Source organism: Micromonospora sp. IBHARD004 (assembly GCF_052814115.1).
The window spans coordinates 5040832-5062195 of record NZ_CP199934.1; the positions used below are offsets into that span (position 1 = coordinate 5040832).

Consider the following 21364-nt stretch of genomic DNA (forward strand, 5'->3'; position numbering starts at 1 on the left):
TCAGCTGATGCTCGGAGCCGGCGTCTCAGTGGTGCCCGGGCCCGGCGACTCGGTGGTGGTGCCGCCCGGAGTCGGGGACTCGGTGCCACCCGGACCCGGCGTCCCGCTGCCGCCCGGGCTGGGCGTGCCGCTGGCGCTGGTCTGCGGGACCGGAACGCCCAGGGTCTGGGCCAGGGCCGTCAGCGCGTCGACGTGCGCCTGGAGGACCGGCAGGGCGTCCTGGGCCAGCTGAACCACCGACTGCTCGGAACCCTGCGAGATCTCGGTCTGGGTGGCCTGGATGGCCTGGATGTGGCCGGCCAGCTCGGCGGTCACCCACGCCTTGTCGAACTCGGCGCCGCTGAGGTTGTTGAGCCGGTCGATCACCTTCTGCTGGTCGGCGGTGGGCTCGGACGGCAAGTTCACGTTCAGCTGCTGCGCGGTGCTCTGCACCGTCTGGTCCAGCTGGGTGTGGTCCGTCACGAACTGCTTGCCGAGGTCCTTGACCTGCTGGTTCCGGCCCTTCTGCTGCGCCAGGTTGCCGGTGACGATTTCCGCCAGGTTCACCTGGTGCAACGCCTGCAGGTACTGGGTGTCCTGCGTGGACGGCTGTGCCGCGGCCTGCGCCGCCGCGGCGGGCGCCAGCCCGACCACCACCACGGCGGCCAGCACTCCGAGGCGTTTGATACCCAACATGTTTCCCCCCCTTTTTCGTTGGACCGCACGGATACCCGGCTGACCGGGGTTATTCCTGCGATTCCACCCGTCCGTGGGCGGGGACGGACGTCCGCCGAAGGCGGAGCGACCGTCTCGGACGGCGCGTGGGGGGACGGATCGGGCACTGCGGTCTCCGGTGCCCGGAGACGGACGTGGCGCCCGCCGGAGATCCGGCGGGCGCCACGGTCGGGTGTGTCGGACGGGTCAGCGACGGCTCTCGCCGCTGCCGATCTCCTCCCGCTCCGGTCGAGCCTCGACCGGCGGGTGCCCCGGCGAGACCGGCGCCTCGGCCGGCCTCTCGATCGGGTAGAAGAAGCCCCGGATCGCCGGGCCGAGGGCACCGAGCCGGTTCATCTTCTTCGGCACGACCCAGCCGACGTAGTCCAGCTCGCCGTGCCCGTCGTGGCCGTCGACCGCGGTGAGCGGCTGGTGGACCTCGACGAACCGGCCGTCCGGCAGCCGCTTGATGATGCCGGTCTCCACGCCGTGGGCCAGCACCTCCCGGTCGTGCTGCTGGAGACCGAGGCAGATCCGGTACGTGAAGTAGTAGGCCAGCGGCGGGACGATCAGCAGCCCGACCCGGCCCGCCCAGGTCATCGCGTTCAGGCTGATGTGGAACTTGTCCGCGATGACGTCGTTGGCGCCGGAGAGGGTCAGCACCAGCCAGAAGGCCACGGCCATCGAGCCCGCGGCGGTCCGGGCCGGCACGTCCCGGGGGCGCTGGAGCAGGTTGTGGTGCTTGTAGTCCTTGAGCTGCCGCGCCTCCAGGAACGGGTAGAGCAGGGAGATCCCGACCAGGATGCCGGGCAGCACCACCGTCGGCCAGAAGATCGGCGGGATGACGTACCCGTCGCCGATCGGGATGTTGATCTGCCAGGCCGGCATGAGGCGGGTCGAGCCGTCGAGGAACATGACGTACCAGTCGGGCTGGCTGGCGGCCGACACCACCCACGCCTCGTACGGGCCGAAGTACCAGATCGGGTTGATCTGGAAGAGGCCACCCATCAGCGCGATCACGCCGAAGACGACCATGAAGAAGCCGCCCTGCTTGAGCGCGTAGCGCGGGAACATCCGCTCGCCGACCACGTTCTCGTTGGTCCGGCCGGGGCCGGGCCACTGGGTGTGCTTCTGCTTGAAGACCAGGCCCAGGTGGACGGTGATCAGGGCGACCAGCAGACCCGGGATGAGCAGCACATGGGCGATGAAAGCCCGGCTGATGAGGATCGCGCCGGGGAACTCGCCGCCGAAGATCGACGAGGTGACCCAGGAGCCGATCACCGGGATCGACAGCATGATGCCGGAGGCGATCCGCAGACCGGTGCCGGAGAGGCCGTCGTCCGGCAGCGAGTAGCCGGTGAAGCCGGCCAGGAAGCCGACCCAGAACAGCAGCGAGCCGATGATCCAGTTCGTCTCCCGCGGCTTGCGGAACGCGCCGGTGAAGAAGACCCGCAGCATGTGCACCACGATCGCGGCCATGAACAGCAGCGCCGCCCAGTGGTGCATCTGCCGCATGATCAGACCGCCCCGGACGTCGAACGACAGGTTCAGACTGGAGGCGTACGCGGCGGACATCGGCGTGCCCCGCAGCGGGGCGTAGCTGCCGTTGTAGACGACCTCGGTCATCGCCGGCTCGAAGAAGAAGGTCAGGAAGACACCGGTCAACAGCAGGACGATGAACGAGAAGAGCGCGATCTCGCCGAGCAGGAAGGACCAGTGGTCCGGGAAGACCTTGTTGAGCAGCTTGCGCAGCGGAGTGGCGACCTGGAAGCGGTCGTCCACCGCCCCGGCGGTCTTGCCCGGCACCGCTGCTACGTCAAACTTTCGGCGCTTCATGGCCGCTCCCAGAAGTCGGGACCGATGGTCTCGGTGTAGTCGGACTTCGCCACGAAGAAGCCCTCCTCGTCCACCTCGATCGGCAGCTGCGGCAGCCGCCGGCTGGCCGGGCCGAAGACCGGCCGGGCGTTGTCGGTGATGAGGAACTGCGACTGGTGGCACGGGCAGAGCAGCCGGTTGGTCTGCTGCTCGTAGAGGCTGGCCGGGCAGCCGGCGTGCGTGCAGATCTTGGAGAACGCCGCGTAGTTGCCCCACATGTAGTCGCCGTGGCCGACCCGCGCGTTGTTCGCCCGGGACTGCTGCGCGTCTTCCTCCCGCATGTGGATCAGCAGGGTCGGCGAGTCGGCGTGCTTGTTGCTCACACCGTGCTCGATGCCGGGGAAGGCGGTGATCTGGCCGCCCGCGCTGATGTCCGCCGGGCGGATCGGCCGGCCGTCCTGGGTGACCAGCCGGATCTTCTCGCCGCCCTCGGCCGGCGCGAAGCCGGTGGTGAACATCTGGTTGTTCTTGTGCGGCTGGGAGATCAGGCCACCGACCAGCGGGGCCGCGACGATCGCGCCGACCGGCGCGAGGCCGGCGAGCAGCGAGATGCCGAGCAGCGGACGACGCCGGACACCCATCTCGTCGGCGAGGTAGAGCATGGTCTCGCCGGTGATCTTGCGCTCCTCCGGCGAGCCGGGCTGGTCGTGCCGGTCCTGGATCGAGACCTCCTTGGGCAGCAGCTTCTTGCCCCAGGTGAGGATGCCGAAGCCGATGCCGAGGAGCGCGACGCCCAGGGTGAGGCCGAGCAGCGGGGTGTAGTACTTGTCCCCGCCGCGGCCGGCCTCGTACTTCCACGGCCACCAGATGTAGATGACCAGGAAGGCGGTCGCGGCCAGGCCGGTCAGCAGGAACATCCCGGCGACCAGCCGGGTCAGCCGGCGCTCGGCCTTGGTGCCGGGGATGACCTGCGGCTCGTAGTGGACGATCTCGATGTCGTCCCGCCGGGCGCCCTCCTCGACGATGTCGAACCGGGAGAGCCGGGGGTCGTTCACGTCGAGCGGCTCCCGGCCCTGCGGGGCCTGGTGCTCGGTGTGGGTGCTCATGCCGTCACCTCGCTCCGGGCGGTGCCGGAGCCCGGCACCGCAGCACTGAAACCAATGATCCGCTCGGTCACGACTTGCCCGCAATCCACAGGCTCGCGAAGACCAGCGCGACGATGCCGATCAGGAAGGCCGCCAGGCCCTCGGTGGACGGCCCGTACCGGCCGAGGTTGAAGCCACCCTGGTCCTGGTCGTGCTTCAGGGTCTCCTGGATGTAGGCGATGATGTCCGCCTTCTGCTCCGGCCGCAGCTGGTTGTCGCCGAACACCGGCATGTTCTGCGGGCCGCTCAGCATGGCGGCGTAGATCTGCCGGTCGCTGGCGGGCTTCAGGCTCGGGGCGTACTTGCCCGAGGAGAGGGCGCCGCCGCCACCGCCGAAGGCGTGGCACTGCGAGCAGTTGATCCGGAACAGCTCACCACCGGTCGACAGGTTGGCACCCGCGTGGAGGTTGTTGCCCGCGGGGACCTGCGGGCCGCCGCCGAGCTCCTGGATGTACTGGCCGAGCTGGCGCACCTGCTCGTCGGTGAACTGCGGGGGCTTCCGCACGGCCTGGGCTTCCTGCCGGGCCATCGGCATCCGACCGCTGCCGACCTGGAACTCGACCGAGGCCGAGCCGACTCCGATCAGGCTCGGCCCGCGTCCCTCGACACCCTGGGCGTTGCGACCGTGACAGGTCACACAGCTCACGTCGAACAGCGCCTTGCCCTCGCCGGCGGCGGCGCTCAGCGGCGGGTTTTCCTGCGCCTGCACGCCGGGGGCGAAGACGGTGTAGGCGCCGCCGGCCAGCGTCAGCGCGGCGATCAGCCGGACCGCGGCGCCCAGCCGGCGGCGGCCCCTGCTGCGCGCTGCGGGCCGCCCGCGCAGGCGCGCGAGCAGACCGCGTCGGCGGTCGTTGTCAGAAGTCATGACCTGTGTCCTTAACCGGTTGGACCTTGTCTCAGGGGACGGAGCAGCGGCGCGGTTCGTGACGCGCCAAGATCACTGGAGCCAGTAGATCATGGCGTAGAGGCCGATCCACACGACGTCGACGAAGTGCCAGTAGTACGACACGACGATCGCCGACGTGGCCTGCGCCGGGGTGAACCGGCCCATGGTGGTGCGGATCATGAAGATGATGAAGGCGATCAGACCGCCGGTCACGTGCAGACCGTGGAAGCCGGTGGTCAGGTAGAACATCGACCCGTAACCGTCTACGTTGATCTTCACGCCCTCGTGGACCAGGTTGCGGTACTCGTTCGCCTGGCCGAGCACGAAGATCAGACCCATCACGAAGGTGATCGTGAACCAGCGCCGCAGCGCGTGGACGTCACCCTTCTCCGCGGCGAAGACACCGAGCTGGCAGGTCACCGAGGACAACACCAGGATCACCGTGAAGGTGGTCGCGTAGGGGATGTTGAGGATCTCGGTGTGCTTCTCCCACTGCTCCGGCGCTGCCGCGCGGATGGAGAAGTACATCGCGAACAGCGCCGCGAAGAACATGAGTTCACTGGAGAGCCACACGATCGTCCCGACGCTGACCATGTTGGGTCGGGTCAGGGAGTGGATCCGGCTCTTGTCAATGGCTGGGGCCGCAGTCACGCGGTCATTATTGCCCTTGACCGGGACCGGCGATCAGCGGGGTGGCAAACCTGCGCCATCCGTGGCCCGATCGGGGTGGTCCGGTTCGCCTGACCTACCCTGAAAAGCGTGCTGCACGTCGATCCGATCTTCGCCGCCACCTCGGTCGCCCCGTCGACCCTCGCGGCGGGGGGCGAAGCCGTCCCGCCACCCTTCACCGTCGCCCGGGTTTTCACCGAGACCCGACTGGACAGCTGGCTCGCCCTCGGGCTGGTCGTCGTCGCCGGGCTCTACCTCTACGGCGTGTACCGCCTGCGGCTGCGCGGCCACCGCTGGCCGGTGATCCGGACGGTCGCCTTCCTCGGCCCCGGCCTGGGCAGCATCGCGCTCGTCACCGCCAGCGGGCTCGAGGCGTACGACACCGCGCTGCTGTCGGTGCACATGGTCCAGCACATGGTGCTGTCGATGGTGGCGCCGATCTTCCTGGCCCTCGGCGCGCCGGTGACGCTCGCCCTGCGCACCCTGTCGCTCCGCCCGCGCAAGCGGCTGCTGGCGATCGTGCACAGCCGGATCGCCAAGGTCTACAGCTTCCCGCTGGTGGCGTTCGCCATCTTCGTGGCGAACCCGTTCGTGCTCTACTTCACCGACCTGTACCGCTACACCCTGCAGCACGAGTGGGCGCACGAGCTGGTGCACGCGCACTTCATCATGACCGGCTGCGTCTTCTTCTGGCCGCTGCTCGGGCTGGACCCGCTGCCCGGGCGGTGGCCGTACCCGGCCCGGGCGCTGCTGATGCTGCTCTCCGTGCCGTTCCACACCGTGCTCGGGCTCACCATCATGCAGAGCACCACCCTCTTCGGCGGCGACTGGTACCCGTCGCTGCACCTGAGCTGGTCGAACCCGTGGAACGACCAGGTGGTGGCCGGCGGGGTGCTCTGGGCCGGCGGCGAGTTCGTCAGCGTCACCATGCTGGCCGTGCTGGTCGTGCAGTGGGTGAAGCAGTCCGAGCGGGAGGCCCGCCGGGTGGACCGCGAGCTGGACCGCCAGGAGGCCCTGCAACGCGCCGCCGAGTCGCCCGCCTGACCGTCGCGGGCGTACGCCCACCGGCCGGCCAGGGCGGGCCGTCCGGCCCGATGTGACGCCCGCTACGATCAGCGGGCAGCTACGAGGTGGGAGCCATGCCAGCGATGAGCGATCGTCTTTGCACCGTCCTGCTCTACAGCGACGACCCCGAGGTCCGCGACCGGATGCGGCTGGCCGTCGGCACCCGGCCCGCGCCGGGACTCCAGATCGAGTTCGTCGAGGCCGCCGACTACGCCGGGTGCGTCCGGCTGGTCGACGAGTACGAGATCGACCTGCTCCTGCTCGACGGCGAGGCCACCCCGGGCGGCGGCATCGGCATCGCCCGACAGATCAAGGACGACCGGGACGACGCCCCGCCGACCTGCGTGGTGATCGCCCGGGCGGCCGACCGCTGGCTCGCCGCGTACGCCGAGGTCGACGCGACGCTGGTGCACCCGCTCGACCCGGTGACCACCGGCACCACCGTCGCCGAGCTGCTGCGGCGCACGCACGCCGCGGCCTGAGCCACCCCTCGGCGCCACGGCATCGCGGCCGTCGCGCCGGCGTCGTTCCTCACCCGCATCTCCATGCCCGCTCGGGAGGCCCGCCATGGGCGAACGGACCTGGCCGCTGCTGCTCAACGCGCTGCTGCGCGGCGAGGAGCTCACCACCGCCGACACCGCCTGGGCGATGGACGAGATCATGACGGGTGCGGCCAGCCCGGCCCAGGTCGCCGGCTTCGCCGTGGCGCTGCGGGCGAAGGGCGAGACCCCGGCCGAGCTGGCCGGCCTGGTGGAGGCGATGCTCGGCCGCTCCGTCGAGGTGGTGCTCCCCGAGGAGCTGCGCCGGACCGCCCTGGACGTGGTCGGCACCGGCGGTGACCTCGCGCACACGGTCAACATCTCCACCATGACCGCGCTCGTGGTGGCCGGCGCCGGCGTCCGCGTGGTCAAGCACGGCAACCGCGCCGCCTCGTCCTCCTGCGGCACCGCCGACCTGCTGGAGTACCTCGGCGTTCCGCTGGACCTGACCCCCGAGCAGGTCGCCCGGTGCGTCGACGAGGCGGGCATCGGCTTCTGCTTCGCGGCCCGGTTCCACCCCGGGATGCGGCACGCCGGCCCGGTCCGCCGGGAGATCGGCGTGCCCACCGCGTTCAACTTCCTCGGCCCGCTGACCAACCCGGCCCGGCCCCGGGCCGGCGCGGTCGGCTGCTTCGACCTGCGGATGGCGCCGGTGATGGCGGCCGTCTTCGCCGAGCGGGGCGACTCCGTGATCGTGATGCGCGGCGAGGACGGGCTGGACGAGTTCACCACCGCCGCGCCCACCCGGGTCTGGGTGGCCCAGCAGGGCACCGTGAGAGAGGCGCTGCTGGACGCCGCTGACCTCGGGGTACCCCGGGCCACCCTGGCGGATCTGCGGGGCGGGGACGCGGCGTACAACGCCGGGGTGGCCCGGCGGCTGCTGGCCGGCGAGACCGGCCCGGTCCGCGACGCCGTGCTGGTGAACGCCGCGGCGGCGCTGGCCACCCAGGGGCCGCTGGACGGGGACCTGATCGAGGCGCTGCGGGCCGGGATGGCCACGGCCGCGGAGTCCATCGACTCCGGCGCCGCCGCCGGCGCGCTCGACCGCTGGCTCGAGGTCGCCCGCGCGCTCTGACCGCCGCTGCCCCACGCCGTCGGGGATCGGCGCCACCCGGGAGGGGCTCGACCGGCGCTCCTGTCCGGAGCGGGCCGGCCGGGTCCGGGACAGGAGTGTCGTCGGCCGGGTCCGAAACGGAAGTGTCGGACCCGCGTGCCAAACTACACGGGAGTAATTTTCCGTTTTCCGCCGATGGCGGCCCTGCCCGTCGGCGGTCACCGGAGCGAGAGGAGACGCCCGTGTCGGACCGCGAGCTCTACTGCGACACCTGCGAGGGCGTTCAGCCGTTCGAGGCCCCATCCTGCGTCGACGGCCACGGGGCCGACTGCCCCGAGCTGGCCTGCACCGGCTGCGGCACGGCCGTGCTGATCGCCACGTTCACCTTCCGCGCCCCGCGCCTGGACAGCCGCCGCCGGGTCTCGACCCACCGCCGCGCGGCCTGACCCACGCCCCCGCCGGCCCTGGCCCGGCCCTGGCTCGCCCACCACATCGCCGACCTGGCGGTGTACGGAGTTGCCCGAGGCCGCCACGTCGCGGAGCTGGGGCGAGGCAGGCCGACGTCGCGGGTGGACGGCAAAGGCGAAAGGCCCGCGTCCGGAGGACGCGGGCCTTTCGGGGAAGCCGTCAGCTCAGTGCTCGGCGGTGCGGCGGGTGCCGCTGTAGTACTCGAAAAGCAGGCCGCAGGCGGCGAAGATGACCGTCACCAGGCCCAGGCCCAGCAGCCAGAACTGCCAGAAGACCAGCCCCAGACCGGCGATCGCGGCGGCCAGCGCCAGCCCGAACGGCCAGTAGCTGCCCGGGCTGAAGAAGCCGATCTCGCCCGCGCCGTCGGCGATCTCGGCGTCCGGCCGGTCCTCGGGGCGCAGGTCGATGCGGCGGGAGACGAACCAGAAGAAGCCGCCGCACATCGAGCAGAGCAGGAAGGACAGCAGCAGCGCCACCGTGCCGATCCACTCGACCCGGCCGCCCTCGCCGTACGTCCAGGCGCCGTAGAGGATCGCGACGCCGAAGAGGAAGGTCGCGATGATCAGGAAGATTTTCCACTCGGTCTTCATGCCGGATCCCTCAGCTTCCCGCGCCGACCGGAGCGCTGTCCGGGTTGAAGTTGCTCTTGTCGCGCCGGGTGTTGAACGGCTCGGTCTTCGTGGCGTACTCGGGCTCGCCGATCGCCTTGAGCGCCTCCTGGGTCGACTTCCCGGCCTTCTTGGCCGCCAGGAACTGCTCGTACTTCTCCGGCGAGACGACCCGCAGCTCGAAGTTCATGAAGGCGTGGTAGCTGCCGCACAGCTCGGCGCAGCGACCGACGTACGCGCCCTCCTGGTCGAGGCTGGAGACCTCGAAGACGTTGCGGATGTTGCCCGGCATGACGTCCCGCTTGAACAGCAGCTCGGGCACCCAGAAGGAGTGGATGACGTCGCGGCTCTGCTCCTCGAACCGGATCGACTTGCCGCTCGGCAGGACCAGCACCGGGATGACCTCGCTGGTGCCGAGGACCGAGGCGACGGTGTTGGCGTCGCGGCCCTGGCCGTCGCGGTAGTTGAACTGCCAGTTCCACTTGAAGGCGACGACCTCGACGGTGACGTCGGGGTTCTTCGTCGTCCGGTCCACGTCGGTCTGCACGATCGCCGTGTAGTAGAAGAGCACGGAGACGATCAGGATCGGCGCGATGGTGTAGAGGAACTCCATCGGCATGTTGTAGCGGGTCTGCACCGGCAGGTCGTTGCCGCGCTTCCGGTAGCGGATCACGCACCAGAAGATGAGACCCCAGACGAAGACGCCGACCGCGAGCGCCGCGATGCAGGACGCGATCCACAGGTCGTACATCCGGTGCGACTCGGGGCTGATGCCGCCCTCCGGCCAGCCGAAGCCGCCGAACGTCTTGCCGACGTTGCAGCCGGTGAGCAGAACCAGCAGCGCCGCTCCGCCGAGACCGAGCCCGGCGAGTCGACCAGCACCACGCCGCCGGCGCCCACCGGCTCCTGGGGAAGCGCTGTGCCGTACGGCCGTCGGCCGTACCTCCGAACTCCTTGCGACCACCTGGTCCTGCCTCCCTAGCGCGCCGCGGTGGTTGTTTCCTCAACACCGACGGCAAAGGCGTCACCGACGGTCGCAGATTACTCGACCATGACGGGCCTGACCGTCTTGGGGTCACTGTCCGCCCCCATCGGGGGATCTTGGGCATACCGACGCGATAGCGTGGACGTTTGTGAGCGCATCCCCGGTCTACCTGGACGCGGCCACCGCCGCGCCGCTGCACCCGGTCGCCCGGCAGGCGTTGCTGGCGGCGTTGGAGGACGGCTGGGCCGACCCCGGCAAGCTGTACAGCCAGGCCCGCCGGGCCCGCCAGCTGCTCGACGCCGCCCGCGAGGCCACCGCGCACACGCTCGGCGTCCGCGCCGACGAGCTCTCCTTCACCCCCAGCGGTACGACGGCGGCGCACGCCGCCGTGCTCGGCGGGCTGGCCGGCCGGCGCCGGGTCGGGGCGGCCCTGGTGCACTCCGCGATCGAGCACTCGGCCGTGCTGCACGCCGCCGAGCGGCACGTCGCCGCCGGCGGGACGGCCGTGCCGGTGCCGGTGGACCGGGCGGGTCGGCTCGACCTGGACGCCTGGTCGGCGGCGGTCCGGGCGCCCGGGGTGGCGCTCGCCGCGCTGATCGGCGCCAGCCACGAGGTGGGCACCGTCCAGCCGGTGCCGGCGGCGGCCGCCGCGTGCGCCGACGCCGGGGTGCCGCTCCACGTCGACGCCGCGCAACTGGTCGGCCGGGCGCCGGTGCCGGCCGGCTGGTCGGTGCTCAGCGCCAGCGCGCACAAGTGGGGCGGGCCGCCCGGCGTCGGGCTGCTGGTGGTCCGCAAGGGCACCCGGTGGGAGTCGCCGTTCCCGGCCGACGAGCGGGAGTCGGGGCGTACCCCGGGGGTGCTGAACCTGCCCGCGGTGGTGGCGGCGGCGGCGAGCCTGCGCGCGGCGGCGGCCGACGCGGCGGCCGAGGCGACCCGGCTGGCGCCGCTGGTGGACCGGATCCGGACCCGGGTGGCGGCCGAGGTGCCGGACGTGGAGGTGGTCGGCGACCCGGTCGACCGGCTCCCCCACCTGGTGACCTTCTCCTGCCTGTACGTGGACGGCGAGGCGCTGCTGCACGCGCTGGACCGGCGTGGCTTCGCCGTCTCCTCCGGCTCGTCGTGCACCTCGTCGACGCTGCGGCCGTCGCACGTGCTGGAGGCGATGGGGGTGCTCTCGCACGGCAACGTCCGGGTGTCGCTGCACCGGGAGACCACCGAGGCGGACGTCGAGCGGTTCCTCGCCGAACTGCCCGGCATCGTCGCCGACCTGCGCGCGGAGGCCGGGGTGGTGGGGCTGTGAGCGAGCCGGACGAGGTCCTCGACTGCCGTGGCCAGCGCTGCCCCCTGCCGGTGATCGCCCTGGCCCGCCGCCTGCCCGAGCTGCCGGTCGGCGCGGTGCTCCGCGTCCTCGCCGACGACCCCGCCGCGGCGGTCGACATCCCCGCCTGGTGCCGCATGCGGGGGCAGGAGTTCCTCGGCGCCGTAACGGGCGGGTCCAGCTACGACGTCCGGCGGAGCCGGTGACGGGTCATGCGAGATAGCTGAGGATGGCGGGGAGGGGGTCGATGTCGACCGCGGTGTCGACCACCAGGCGGGGGCCGATGATCGGCGCGTACTCGGCGCGGCGGAGCAGGGTCTGCTCCCAGGTGGGCAGGTGCTGGTCCGGCTCGGCGGGCAGCCGCGCCTCGACCCGGCGGCGGTGCTCCGCCACGTCGCCGCAGTGCACCTCGACCACCCGCAGCGGCACCCCGGCCCGCTCGGCCAGGTCGTGCCAGAGGCCCCGGGCGCTGGCCACCGGGTTGACCGCGTCGACCACCACGCTCAACCCCAGCCCGAGCTGCACCTCGGCGAGACCGGCGACCGCGCCGTACGCGGCCATTCCGGGCACGTCGCCGACCAGGCCGTAGCGGGCCATGGCCCGCTCGACCGGGTCCACCGGCAGGACCGGGGCGCGCAGCGCCGCGCCGACCCGGACGGCCAGCGTGCTCTTGCCCACCCCGGGCAGACCGGCGAACGCCACCAGGACCGGGCCGGCGGCGGCGGCCGCGCCGGGGCGGACGGCGCCCGGATCCACCCCGCCGGAGACGCCGGGGTGCCCGGGGTCGGGTACGGCGGAGGTCACGGGAGCAGGTGCGGCCGGATGTCCTCGGCGGCCGCGTCACCGTACGACTCGGCGAGGCGCTTCACGAACAGGTCGCGGCGGACCTCGTACTCCTGGCCGCCGAAGTTCTCGAGCACCAGGGTGGCGAGCAGGCAGCCGACCTGGGCCGCCCGCTCCAGGCTGACCCCCCAGTTGAGGGCGGCGAAGAAGCCGGCCCGGAAGCCGTCGCCGACGCCGGTCGGGTCGACCGCCTGGATCTCCCGGGCGATCGGCACGTGGATGGTGCCGAAGTCGCGCCCGGCGATCTCCACGCCCTGCTTGCCGAGCGTGGTGACCCGGACCTTGACCCGCTCCAGCAGCTGCTCGTCGGTCAGGCCGGCCTTGCTCTGCAGCAGCGACTTCTCGTACTCGTTGGTCATCAGGTAGTCGGCGCCGTCGATCAGGCCGATGACGTCCGCGCCGTCCATCCGGGCGAGCTGCTGGGACGGGTCCGCCACGAAGGCGTAGCCGCGCTCCCGGCACTCCCCCGAGTGCCGGATCATCGCGGCCGGGTCGTTGGCGCTGACCAGGACCAGGTCGAGGCCGCCGAGCCGGGCCGCCACCGGGGCCAGCTCGATGTTGCGCGCCTCGCTCATCGCCCCCGCGTAGAAGGAGGCGATCTGGCACATGTCGGTGTCCGTGGTGCAGACGAAGCGGGCGGTGTGGGCCACCTCGCTGACGTGCACCGAGTCGCAGTCGACCCCGTGCCGCTCCAGCCAGGAGCGGTAGTCGGCGAAGTCCGCGCCGACCGCGCCGAGCAGCACCGGGCTGAGCCCGAGCTGGGCCATGCCGAACGCGATGTTGGCGGCGGTGCCGCCGCGCCGGAGCACCAGCTCGTCGACGAGGAAGGACAGCGAGACCTTGTCCAGCTGGTCGGCGAGGAGCTGGTCGGCGAAGCGACCGGGGAAGCTCATCAGGTGGTCGGTCGCGATCGAGCCGGTCACGGCGATCTTCATGTCAGCCCTCGGGGTCGGCAGCACGGCGCCGGTCAGCCTACCGGCCCGGTCGGCACGCCGGTCGCGGGTCGGTCGAGAACCGGTCGACCCACGCATACCCGGACGTCACCGCCCGGACACCCGGAGGCGCGAAGAAACGGCGGGACCACCCGGGGAGGGCGGTCCCGCCGTTTCGTCACATCACCCGCCGGCCCGGTACGGGCCGGCCGGCTCGGCGCGACGTCGACTCAGCTGAACGAGTCGCCGCAGGCGCAGGAGCTGCCGGCGTTCGGGTTGTCGATGGTGAAGCCCTGGGCGTCGATCCGGTCGGCGAAGTCGATCGTCGCGCCGGCCAGGTAGGGGGCGCTCATCCGGTCGACGACGACCTCGACACCGCCGAAGTCGGTGACGACGTCACCGTCGAGCGACCGCTCGTCGAAGAAGAGCTGGTACCGCAGGCCGGAGCAGCCGCCCGGCTGCACCGCGACCCGGAGCCGCAGGTCGTCGCGGCCCTCCTGCTCGATCAGGGCCTTGACCTTCTGCGCCGCGACGTCGGTGAGGACGACGGAAGTAGGGGCCTTGGCCTCGGTCGACTCGGTCTGCGCTGGCGTGGTCACGTGGAAATCTCCCTGCGCGGTATGGGTCCGGACGCACTGGCCAACGTCGCGCGTCGCCCAGTGATTCCCGGTGTGGTCCAGACCCGATCGTACGCCGCCCCGGCGGGAGTCACCTCCGGTGGCGTGGTCCGTCTCGCGTGAGCCGCGCCGCAGGCCAACGCCCCGCTCAGCGGCTCCACTGCCGGGCCAGCCGGGCGCCGAGCGCGCGCAGCCCCTCGGCGGGCCGCCCCATCGCCGCCTCCAGCCCGCCGCGTTCCTCGCCGCCGAAGTGCTCCACCAGGCTGTACGCCTCGGTGATCCCGGCCGCGGCGGCCTCCCGGCGGCCGGTGCTGACCCGCCCCGCCAGCACCACGCAGGGCACGCCGCGGTCCCGGGCGGCCCCGGCCACCCCGGCCACCACCTTGCCGCGCAGCGACTGGTGGTCGAAGGAGCCCTCCCCGGTGATCACCAGGTCGGCGCGGTCGAGCGCGGCGTCCAGCCCGATGGCCCGGGTGACCAGGCCGATGCCGGACTCGCACCGGCCGCCCAGCGCCAGGATCGCCGCGCCCAGCCCACCGGCCGCGCCGGCGCCGGGCAGCGCGCCGAAGCCGGCCGGGCAGCCGGGCAGCTCGCGTTCCAGCACGGCCGCCCAGCGTTCCAGGGCGGCATCGAGGAGCAGCACGTCCGCCCTGGTGGCGCCCTTCTGCGGGCCGTAGACGTTGCTGGCGCCGTGCAGCCCGAGCAGCGGGTTGTCCACGTCGGTGGCGGCGACCAGGTCGACCCCGCGCAACCGGGGCGCGCCGTCCAGCGCGGCCACCGCGGCGAGCGCCGCTCCCCCGTACGGCAGGGCGTGGCCGGCCTGGTCGAGGGGGGTGACGCCGAGCGTGGTGAGCATGCCGGCGCCCCCGTCGTTGGTGGCGGAGCCACCCAGGCCGACCACCACGGTCCGGGCCCCGGCCTCGACGGCGGCGGCCACCAGCAGCCCCAGCCCGTACGAGGTGGTGGCCTTCGGGTCGCGCTCGGCGGCGGTGAGCAGGTGCAGCCCGCACGCCTGGGCGCTCTCCAGGTAGGCCACGCCGTCGTCGGTGAGCAGGATCTCACCGGCGGCGGGCCGGCCGAGCGGGTCGACGGTCGGCACCGGCAGCCGCCGCCCGCCGAGCGCCTCGGCGAGGACGGCGACGAAGCCGGGCCCGCCGTCGGCGAGGGGCCTGATCAGCAGGTCGTCGCCGGCGGCCACCTCCCGCCAGCCCTCGGCCACCGCGGCGGCCACCTCCTGGGCCGGCAGCGTGCCGGCGAACTTGTCCGGGCAGAGCAGCACGCGCATGCCCAGCAGTGTGGCAGCCCACACCTGGGACGGCTGCGCGGCGGCCACGCTGTGGGACCATGGGAGTCGTGACTTCGACCTGGGTTGAGCCCTCCAACACCGCCACTGCGCTGCTGCTCCTCGGCCGCGGCAGCGACCCCGCCACCGAGCGTGGCGTGGAGTGTCCGGGTGACCTCCCCGCGCCGAGCGACCCGGACCTGGTGGCCCGGGCGGCGGCGGCCAAGGCCGCGCTCGGCACGAAGGTGTTCGTGCTGGGTCACCACTACCAGCGCGACGAGGTGATCCAGTTCGCCGACGTGACCGGCGACTCGTTCAAGCTGGCCCGCGAGGCGGCGGCCCGGCCCGACGCGGAGTACATCGTCTTCTGCGGCGTGCACTTCATGGCCGAGAGCGCGGACATCCTCACCTCGGACGCGCAGAAGGTGATCCTGCCCGACCTGGCCGCCGGCTGTTCGATGGCCGACATGGCGGTGCTGTCGCAGGTCGAGACCGCCTGGGACGTGCTGACCGAGCTGGGCATCGCGCAGGACACCGTCCCGGTGACCTACATGAACTCCTCGGCCGACATCAAGGGCTTCGTCGGGCGCAACGGCGGCGTGGTCTGCACCTCGTCGAACGCCAAGCGGGCGCTGGACTGGGCGTTCGAGCAGGGGTCGAAGGTGCTCTTCCTGCCCGACCAGCACCTGGGCCGCAACACGGCGGTGCTGGAGATGGGCTTCTCGCTGGACGACTGCGTGCTCTACGACCCGCACAAGCCGAACGGCGGGCTCACCCCGGAGCAGCTGCGCGACGCGAAGATGATCCTGTGGCGCGGGCACTGCTCGGTGCACGGCCGCTTCACCCTGGACAGCGTCAACGACGTCCGCGAGCGGGTGCCGGGGGTGAACGTGCTGGTCCACCCGGAGTGCCGGCACGAGGTGGTCACCGCCGCCGACCACGTGGGCTCCACGGAGTACATCATCAAGACCATCGAGGCGGCCCCGGCCGGCTCGGCCTGGGCGGTCGGCACCGAGCTGAACCTGGTCCGCCGGCTGGCGCTGGCCCACCCGGACAAGCAGATCATGTTCCTGGACAAGGCGGTCTGCTACTGCTCGACGATGAACCGGATCGACCTGCCGCACCTGGTCTGGGCGCTGGAGGAGCTGGTCGCCGGTCGGGTGGTCAACCAGATCACCGTGGACCCGGAGACCGCGCACCACGCCCGGGTGGCCCTGGACCAGATGCTCGCCCTTCCCGGGGCGGACACCCCGCCGGCCACCGCCGTTTGATCACGCCCGGTCACATCGTTGGTACGGAAACGCGTCGGAAACCCCGGTTCGTGCCCTGGCTGGCGATGTGACCGATTCCATTTTCGTCACGGAGGGCTATGCTGCCGGGGCGACAACACATGCCGGCCGTTTTCACCCGGCCGCGTTTCGGGTAGCGATGCAGATCGTGGACCCCAACCATCTCTACACGGCAGCACCAACGCGCTGGAGGTTGCGTTGACCGACGACGTCCTGGTCGTACACGGAGGCACTCCGCTCGAAGGGCGGATCCGCGTGCGCGGCGCGAAGAACCTCGTTTCCAAGGCGATGGTCGCGGCCCTGCTGGCCGACTCGCCCAGCCGGTTGTTCGACGTGCCGCGGATCCGGGACGTCGAGGTGGTCCGCGGCCTGCTCGACCTGCACGGGGTGAAGGTGAGCGACGGCGAGGAGGACGGCGAGCTCATCCTCGACCCCTCGAACGTCGAGAGCGCCAGCACCGACCAGATCAACGTGCACGCGGGGTCCAGCCGGATCCCGATCCTGTTCTGCGGCCCGCTGCTGCACCGGCTCGGCCACGCCTTCATCCCCGACCTGGGCGGCTGCCACATCGGCCCCCGCCCGATCGACTTCCACATCCAGGCGCTGCGCGAGTTCGGCGCGACCGTCGACAAGACCCCCGAGGGGATGCACCTGTCGGCGCCGAACGGGCTGCACGGCACCAAGTTCGCCCTGCCGTACCCGAGCGTCGGCGCCACCGAGCAGGTGCTGTTGACCGCGGTGATGGCCGAGGGCGTCACCGAACTGCGCAACGCCGCGGTGGAGCCGGAGATCATCGACCTGATCTGCATCCTGCAGAAGATGGGCGCGATCATCAAGGTGCACACCGACCGGGTGATCGAGATCCAGGGCGTCAAGAAGCTGCACGGCTACACCCACCGGCCGATCCCGGACCGGATCGAGGCGGCGAGCTGGGCGGCGGCCGCGCTGGCCACCCGCGGGGACGTCGAGGTGCTGGGCGCGCAGCAGGCCGACATGATGACCTTCCTGAACGTCTTCCGCTCGGTCGGCGGCGAGTACGAGGTCACCGACGCCCGGCCGCCGAAGCTGGGCGACCCGGGCCAGGAGGGCGGCATCCGGTTCTGGCACCCGGGCGGCGAGCTGAACGCCGTGGCGCTGGAGACCGACGTGCACCCCGGCTTCATGACCGACTGGCAGCAGCCCCTCGTGGTGGCGCTGACCCAGGCCCGGGGCCTGTCGATCGTCCACGAGACGGTCTACGAGCAGCGGCTGGGCTACACCGAGGCGCTGAACACGATGGGCGCCAACATCCAGGTCTACCGGGACTGCCTGGGCGGCACCCCGTGCCGTTTCGGCCGGCGCAACTTCAAGCACTCGGCGGTGATCGCCGGGCCGAGCAAGCTGCACGCCGCCGACCTGGTCATCCCGGACCTGCGGGCCGGTTTCAGCCACCTGATCGCGGCACTCGCCGCCGAGGGCACCTCCCGGGTGTACGGCGTCGACCTGATCAACCGGGGCTACGAGGACTTCGAGAAGAAGCTGGCCGACCTGGGCGCGCACGTCGAGCGTCCGTAACGTCACACCGCTCTTCCCGCGCCCGGTGCACCCGCGATGTGCACCGGGCGCGGCTGTTTGGCTACTCTTCACCACGTGCCGTCGCTGTTTCGTCGCAAGCCCGCCGACCTCGTCGATGAGTCCGTCACCCCGGTGACGACCGACGAGGCGTCCGCCGCCGCCCGCCCCCGGGGCTACACCCCGAGCAAGAAGGAGCTGGGCCAGCTCACGCCGAAGCGGCCGGTCGCCGGCCGGCGGCTCAGCGCGCCGAGCCGGCCGCTGACCAAGGAGGAGGTCCGGGAGCAGCGCCGGGCGGTCCGCGCCGAGGCGGCCACCGAATTCCGTCGCGAGGGCGGCCCCCGGGACCGGGGGCCGGAGAGGCTGCTCGCCCGCAACGTGGTCGACTCCCGGCGTACGGTCGGCACCTGGTTCTTCGGTGGCGCGCTGATCGTGCTGGTCGGCTCCAACCAGGCCATGCCGCAGATCGTCCGGTTGATCTCCAACGTGCTGTGGGGCGCGCTGGCGCTCGGCGTGCTGGTCGACTCGGTCCTGATCTCCCGCAAGATCAAGAAGCTGATGCGGGAGCGGTTCCCGAAGAGCGACCAGAAGCTGGGCTCGCTCTACCTGTACGCGATCATGCGGTCGATCACCTTCCGCCGGATGCGCGCCCCCGAGCCGCGGGTCAACATCGGCGACAAGGTCTGACCCGGACCCGCTCCGACCGGCCCCTTCCCGCCCGCCGCGGGGAGGGGCCTCGTCATGGCACCCCGACCAGGCGCAGCAGCGCGGTGGTGCCGGCCGCGGCGACCACCACCAGGACAAGGGCGGATCAGCCGGTGACCGCCGGAGCCCGGTAGAGGCGGGCGACGACCTCCTCGATGTCCGGCTCGACGATCGAGATGTCGCGCAACGTCGCCAGGCCGGCGAGCCCGGCGACCACCTCGGCGACGCTCGCCGACTCCAGGGCGAAGACCAGCCGATGGCCGTCCGCCTCCACCCGGTCCAGCGGGGCACCCGGCAGCGTCGGCGGCGCGGCGAGGGCGGTGTCCAGCTCGGCGACGACCAGCCGGCGGGAGCCGTACCGGCTGTGCAGGGCGGCGATGGAGCCGTCGTGCACCACCCGGCCATGGTCGATCACCACCAGGCGGCGGCAGAGCCGCTCGATGTCGGCCAGGTCATGGGTGGTGAGCACCAGGGTGGTGTCGCCGGCCCGGCCCAGCTCCCCCAGGAAGCCCCGGACGGCCTGCTTGCTCACCACGTCCAGCCCGATGGTCGGCTCGTCCAGGAAGAGCACCTCCGGGCCGTGCAGCAGAGCCGCGGTCAGCTCGCCCCGCATCCGCTGGCCCAGGGAGAGCTGCCGGACCGGGGTGTCCAGGAACTCGTCGAGGTCGAGCAGGTCGCGACAGCGACGCAGCCGGGCCGCGTGCTCGGCCGCCGGCACCCGGTAGATGTACCGCAGCAGGTCGAACGAGTCGCGCAGCGGCAGGTCCCACCAGAGCTGCGAGCGCTGGCCGAAGACCACCCCGATGCGCAGCGCCAGCCGGGTCCGCTCGGCCACCGGCCGCAGGCCGCAGACCCGGACCTCCCCCGCCGACGGCATCAGCACGCCGGTGAGCATCTTCAGGGTGGTCGACTTGCCGGCGCCGTTGGGGCCGATGTAGCCGAGCATCTCGCCCCGCTCCACCCGGAGGTCGACCCCGTCGACGGCGGTGACCACCCGCTTATCCCGGCGCAGTCGACCGGCCTTCACCCGGACGGTGAACTCCTTGCGCAGCCCGCGCGCAAGAATGACCGCTGTTTGTGACTGCGGGGCTCGCAAGCTCACTCCTCGCACTGCACGATGATGACCTGGCTCATGACCCCGTACTCCGGTAGTGACGGACCCCGACGCGCCAGGACACGGCCGCGACCGCGGCGGCGACGAGCGCGACGCCGGGCGCGGTCCAGCCGACCCAGGCCGGCAGGCCGAGCGGGTCGGCCCGGCCGAGCAGCGCCAGCGCCGGGTGGTAACTGACGAAGGCGAAGCCCATCCCGTACGCGAAGACCGCCCGGAACCAGCCGCCGTAGACGGTGATCGGGTACGACGTGAAGTCGCGCCCGCCGTAGGTGACCGAGTTGGCCAGCTCGCCGGAGTCGATCCAGTAGAACGACACCGTCGCGGTGGTCACGAAGACCGCGCCGAAGAAGACCACCGCGGCGACCGGGGCGACCAGGACCAGCGCCAACCGGCCCGGCGTCCAGTCGATCCCGGCCGAGGTGACCGCCACCACCAGCACGGCCAGGCCGAAGAGCGCGCGGGACACCTTGCGCAGCGGCAGGTCCATCAGCAGCAGCTGGGGCAGCGCACCCAGCGGGCGGACCAGCACGGCGTCGAAGAGGCCGGTCCGGACGTACCGGGGCAGCCGCTCGATGTTGCCGACCAGCAGGTCGGCGGTGGCGAACGCGAACGACGAGATGCCGACGATGACCAGCGCCTCGCGCAGCGTGAACCCGCCCAGCTCCCTGGTCACCCCGAAGAGCACCAGCACGGTGACCACGTCGAAGACGGTCGCCCCCACGTTCCCGACCAGGTCCACCACGAACGAGGTCCGGTACGCGGTCTGCGACCGGGCCTGCGCCCCGAGCAACGCCCGGTACGCGGCCAGCCGCTCAGCCACCCTGCACCACCAGCCGGCGCTCGGCCCGGCGCTGCACCAGCCGGCAGGCGGCGAGGATCAGCACCGCCCAGGCGACCTGGAGCCCCACCAGCCCGAACTGCGTCGGGGTCGGGTCCCGCTCGACCAGCACGTCGAGCGGGGTCTGCAACAGGCTCGGGAACGGGGTGGCGTACCAGAGCGCGAGCTGGAACCACTCGGGCAGGAAGCGCAGCGGGAAGTAGAGCCCGGCGAGCACCCCGGAGCTGAGCGTCCAGAGGATCTGTGCGCCCCGGACGTCCTGCAGCCAGTACGCGGTGGCGTTGACCAGATACCGGCAGGCGAAGCAGAGCACCACGGCGACCAGCACGGAGAGCGCGAAGAGCGGCACGGTGGCCCAGCGCCGGGGCAGGTACACGTCGAAGAAGAGCGGGCCGATCAGCACCGGCGGCAGCAGCCGGGAGAGCGAGGCGAACCCCGCGCGGCCCAGGTCGGTGGCGAGGTAGCTGGTCACCGGGTGCACCGGGCGGAGCAGGTCGCTGGCGATCTCCCCGGTCCGGATCCGGTCCGCCAGGTCGGTCCAGCCCCAGAGCAGGATCACCGCCAGCAGGCCCTGCCCGGCCCAGACGAAGGTGGCGAGCTGCGCCCGGTCGTACCCGGCGACGGTGCCGGCCGCGCCGACCACGGCGAGGAAGATGTAGCAGCGCAGGAACCCGAAGACCGTGTTGGTGACCACGCCGGCGACGGCGGCCTGCCGGTAGGTGGCGTGGCGCCGGAAGCCGGACGCGACTATCGCGCCAAATGTCCGAAACCATCGGGTAACGTTTGAGTCCGTGGGCGGTGCCACAGTGGCGGTGACAGAGCCCACGCCGCTACCCTCCTTCCGCAGCCATGACGTGCTGGACCGGGCGACTCTACCGGCACGTGGGTTGCCTGGCGCGACAATTTCCAACGAGGTGACATCGCCGTGAGCGAGCGACGCGAGCCGGC

The 21364-nt window shown here is 72.0% G+C and carries 23 protein-coding genes; 9 read left to right on the forward strand and 14 right to left on the reverse strand.

Annotated elements, in window-relative coordinates:
• The 5 genes from ACTWO6_RS24500 to ctaE all read right to left on the reverse strand — a co-directional run bounded on the left by ACTWO6_RS24500 (nucleotide 1) and on the right by ctaE (nucleotide 5190).
• Entirely contained in the window at nucleotides 1-675 is a 675-nt protein-coding gene (locus ACTWO6_RS24500) for a DUF4142 domain-containing protein (protein ID WP_446216135.1), read from the reverse strand.
• A 225-nt stretch (nucleotides 676-900) separates the two neighbouring features.
• A complete protein-coding gene (gene qcrB, locus ACTWO6_RS24505; protein WP_446216136.1) occupies nucleotides 901-2529 on the reverse strand; it encodes a cytochrome bc1 complex cytochrome b subunit in 1629 nt (542 codons plus the stop codon).
• Entirely contained in the window at nucleotides 2526-3614 is a 1089-nt protein-coding gene (gene qcrA, locus ACTWO6_RS24510; protein WP_446216137.1) for a cytochrome bc1 complex Rieske iron-sulfur subunit, read from the reverse strand. Before qcrA ends, qcrB begins: the two co-directional genes overlap by 4 nt.
• A 67-nt stretch (nucleotides 3615-3681) precedes the next feature.
• Nucleotides 3682-4518 (reverse strand): cytochrome bc1 complex diheme cytochrome c subunit, encoded by an 837-nt coding sequence (gene qcrC, locus ACTWO6_RS24515; protein ID WP_446216138.1) that lies wholly within the window; start codon nucleotides 4516-4518, stop codon nucleotides 3682-3684.
• 72 nt (nucleotides 4519-4590) lie between these two features.
• Nucleotides 4591-5190, reverse strand: coding sequence for an aa3-type cytochrome oxidase subunit III (ctaE, locus tag ACTWO6_RS24520; protein WP_089013301.1), 600 nt, complete (start codon nucleotides 5188-5190; stop codon nucleotides 4591-4593).
• 108 nt (nucleotides 5191-5298) lie between these two features.
• On the opposite strand from ctaE, the gene ACTWO6_RS24525 reads away from it, so the two are divergent.
• The 4 genes from ACTWO6_RS24525 (at nucleotide 5299) to ACTWO6_RS24540 (ending at nucleotide 8312) form a co-directional block, all read left to right on the forward strand.
• The gene (locus tag ACTWO6_RS24525; protein ID WP_446216139.1) at nucleotides 5299-6252 is read left to right on the forward strand and encodes a cytochrome c oxidase assembly protein; all 954 of its coding nucleotides are present in this window, start codon (nucleotides 5299-5301) and stop codon (nucleotides 6250-6252) included.
• A 104-nt stretch (nucleotides 6253-6356) separates the two neighbouring features.
• Nucleotides 6357-6755, forward strand: a complete 399-nt coding sequence (locus ACTWO6_RS24530; RefSeq protein WP_446216140.1) for a hypothetical protein — start codon at nucleotides 6357-6359, stop codon at nucleotides 6753-6755.
• Nucleotides 6756-6840: 85 nt separating this feature from the next.
• Nucleotides 6841-7887 (forward strand): anthranilate phosphoribosyltransferase, encoded by a 1047-nt coding sequence (gene trpD, locus ACTWO6_RS24535; RefSeq protein ID WP_446216141.1) that lies wholly within the window; start codon nucleotides 6841-6843, stop codon nucleotides 7885-7887.
• Between the two features lie 221 nt (nucleotides 7888-8108).
• Nucleotides 8109-8312 (forward strand): hypothetical protein, encoded by a 204-nt coding sequence (locus ACTWO6_RS24540; protein WP_446216142.1) that lies wholly within the window; start codon nucleotides 8109-8111, stop codon nucleotides 8310-8312.
• 186 nt (nucleotides 8313-8498) lie between these two features.
• Here the strand turns inward: ACTWO6_RS24540 and ACTWO6_RS24545 are convergent, their stop codons facing one another.
• Together ACTWO6_RS24545 and ctaC are read right to left on the reverse strand one after the other, a co-directional pair.
• Nucleotides 8499-8924 (reverse strand): cytochrome c oxidase subunit 4, encoded by a 426-nt coding sequence (locus ACTWO6_RS24545; RefSeq protein ID WP_446216143.1) that lies wholly within the window; start codon nucleotides 8922-8924, stop codon nucleotides 8499-8501.
• Between the two features lie 10 nt (nucleotides 8925-8934).
• Nucleotides 8935-9906 (reverse strand): aa3-type cytochrome oxidase subunit II, encoded by a 972-nt coding sequence (gene ctaC / locus ACTWO6_RS24550; protein ID WP_446216144.1) that lies wholly within the window; start codon nucleotides 9904-9906, stop codon nucleotides 8935-8937.
• A gap of 169 nt (nucleotides 9907-10075) precedes the next feature.
• On the opposite strand from ctaC, the gene ACTWO6_RS24555 reads away from it, so the two are divergent.
• Both ACTWO6_RS24555 and ACTWO6_RS24560 read left to right on the forward strand, forming a co-directional pair.
• Nucleotides 10076-11227, forward strand: a complete 1152-nt coding sequence (locus ACTWO6_RS24555) for a cysteine desulfurase family protein (RefSeq protein ID WP_446216145.1) — start codon at nucleotides 10076-10078, stop codon at nucleotides 11225-11227.
• The gene (locus ACTWO6_RS24560; RefSeq protein WP_130338583.1) at nucleotides 11224-11451 is read left to right on the forward strand and encodes a sulfurtransferase TusA family protein; all 228 of its coding nucleotides are present in this window, start codon (nucleotides 11224-11226) and stop codon (nucleotides 11449-11451) included. Before ACTWO6_RS24555 ends, ACTWO6_RS24560 begins: the two co-directional genes overlap by 4 nt.
• Before the next feature lie 4 nt (nucleotides 11452-11455).
• Here ACTWO6_RS24560 and ACTWO6_RS24565 read toward each other — a convergent pair whose 3' ends face one another.
• The 4 genes from ACTWO6_RS24565 to ACTWO6_RS24580 form a co-directional block, all read right to left on the reverse strand.
• On the reverse strand, nucleotides 11456-12049 hold the full coding sequence (locus tag ACTWO6_RS24565) for an AAA family ATPase (RefSeq protein ID WP_446216146.1): 594 nt from the start codon (nucleotides 12047-12049) through the stop codon (nucleotides 11456-11458).
• On the reverse strand, nucleotides 12046-13023 hold the full coding sequence (locus tag ACTWO6_RS24570; protein WP_446216147.1) for a carbohydrate kinase family protein: 978 nt from the start codon (nucleotides 13021-13023) through the stop codon (nucleotides 12046-12048). Before ACTWO6_RS24570 ends, ACTWO6_RS24565 begins: the two co-directional genes overlap by 4 nt.
• A gap of 227 nt (nucleotides 13024-13250) precedes the next feature.
• Complete coding sequence (erpA, locus tag ACTWO6_RS24575) at nucleotides 13251-13619, reverse strand: iron-sulfur cluster insertion protein ErpA (protein ID WP_130338589.1); 369 nt, start codon at nucleotides 13617-13619, stop codon at nucleotides 13251-13253.
• Nucleotides 13620-13785: 166 nt separating this feature from the next.
• Nucleotides 13786-14922, reverse strand: coding sequence for a glycerate kinase family protein (locus ACTWO6_RS24580; RefSeq protein ID WP_446216148.1), 1137 nt, complete (start codon nucleotides 14920-14922; stop codon nucleotides 13786-13788).
• 68 nt (nucleotides 14923-14990) lie between these two features.
• Here ACTWO6_RS24580 and nadA point away from each other — a divergent pair, with 68 nt between their 5' ends.
• From nadA to ACTWO6_RS24595, 3 genes are all read left to right on the forward strand, one after another.
• The gene (gene nadA / locus ACTWO6_RS24585) at nucleotides 14991-16190 is read left to right on the forward strand and encodes a quinolinate synthase NadA (protein WP_446216149.1); all 1200 of its coding nucleotides are present in this window, start codon (nucleotides 14991-14993) and stop codon (nucleotides 16188-16190) included.
• Nucleotides 16191-16406: 216 nt separating this feature from the next.
• Nucleotides 16407-17762, forward strand: coding sequence for a UDP-N-acetylglucosamine 1-carboxyvinyltransferase (gene murA / locus ACTWO6_RS24590; RefSeq protein WP_089016017.1), 1356 nt, complete (start codon nucleotides 16407-16409; stop codon nucleotides 17760-17762).
• Nucleotides 17763-17798: 36 nt separating this feature from the next.
• Nucleotides 17799-18446: a DUF3043 domain-containing protein gene (locus ACTWO6_RS24595; RefSeq protein WP_446216150.1), complete on the forward strand. Its 648-nt coding sequence runs from the start codon at nucleotides 17799-17801 to the stop codon at nucleotides 18444-18446.
• A 124-nt stretch (nucleotides 18447-18570) separates the two neighbouring features.
• Here ACTWO6_RS24595 and ACTWO6_RS24600 read toward each other — a convergent pair whose 3' ends face one another.
• Genes ACTWO6_RS24600 through ACTWO6_RS24610 form a run of 3 tightly spaced genes read right to left on the reverse strand, consistent with a single transcriptional unit; the run spans nucleotide 18571 to nucleotide 21242 of the window.
• Entirely contained in the window at nucleotides 18571-19560 is a 990-nt protein-coding gene (locus tag ACTWO6_RS24600; protein ID WP_446216151.1) for an ABC transporter ATP-binding protein, read from the reverse strand.
• 34 nt (nucleotides 19561-19594) lie between these two features.
• Nucleotides 19595-20398: an ABC transporter permease gene (locus ACTWO6_RS24605; RefSeq protein ID WP_130338595.1), complete on the reverse strand. Its 804-nt coding sequence runs from the start codon at nucleotides 20396-20398 to the stop codon at nucleotides 19595-19597.
• On the reverse strand, nucleotides 20391-21242 hold the full coding sequence (locus ACTWO6_RS24610) for an ABC transporter permease (protein ID WP_446216152.1): 852 nt from the start codon (nucleotides 21240-21242) through the stop codon (nucleotides 20391-20393). The genes ACTWO6_RS24605 and ACTWO6_RS24610 overlap by 8 nt, the downstream gene beginning before the upstream one ends.
• Nucleotides 21243-21364 lie beyond the last annotated feature (122 nt).

Coding starts and splice junctions, on each gene's coding strand:
- ACTWO6_RS24570 (WP_446216147.1), bottom strand. CDS start 13,023: ATGAAGATCGCCGTGACCGGCTCGATCGCGACCGACCACCTGATGAGC.
- ACTWO6_RS24500 (WP_446216135.1), bottom strand. CDS start 675: ATGTTGGGTATCAAACGCCTCGGAGTGCTGGCCGCCGTGGTGGTGGTC.
- qcrB (WP_446216136.1), bottom strand. CDS start 2,529: ATGAAGCGCCGAAAGTTTGACGTAGCAGCGGTGCCGGGCAAGACCGCC.
- ACTWO6_RS24530 (WP_446216140.1), top strand. CDS start 6,357: ATGAGCGATCGTCTTTGCACCGTCCTGCTCTACAGCGACGACCCCGAG.
- qcrC (WP_446216138.1), bottom strand. CDS start 4,518: ATGACTTCTGACAACGACCGCCGACGCGGTCTGCTCGCGCGCCTGCGC.
- ACTWO6_RS24545 (WP_446216143.1), bottom strand. CDS start 8,924: ATGAAGACCGAGTGGAAAATCTTCCTGATCATCGCGACCTTCCTCTTC.
- ACTWO6_RS24580 (WP_446216148.1), bottom strand. CDS start 14,922: ATGCGCGTGCTGCTCTGCCCGGACAAGTTCGCCGGCACGCTGCCGGCC.
- qcrA (WP_446216137.1), bottom strand. CDS start 3,614: ATGAGCACCCACACCGAGCACCAGGCCCCGCAGGGCCGGGAGCCGCTC.
- ACTWO6_RS24595 (WP_446216150.1), top strand. CDS start 17,799: ATGTGCACCGGGCGCGGCTGTTTGGCTACTCTTCACCACGTGCCGTCG.
- trpD (WP_446216141.1), top strand. CDS start 6,841: ATGGGCGAACGGACCTGGCCGCTGCTGCTCAACGCGCTGCTGCGCGGC.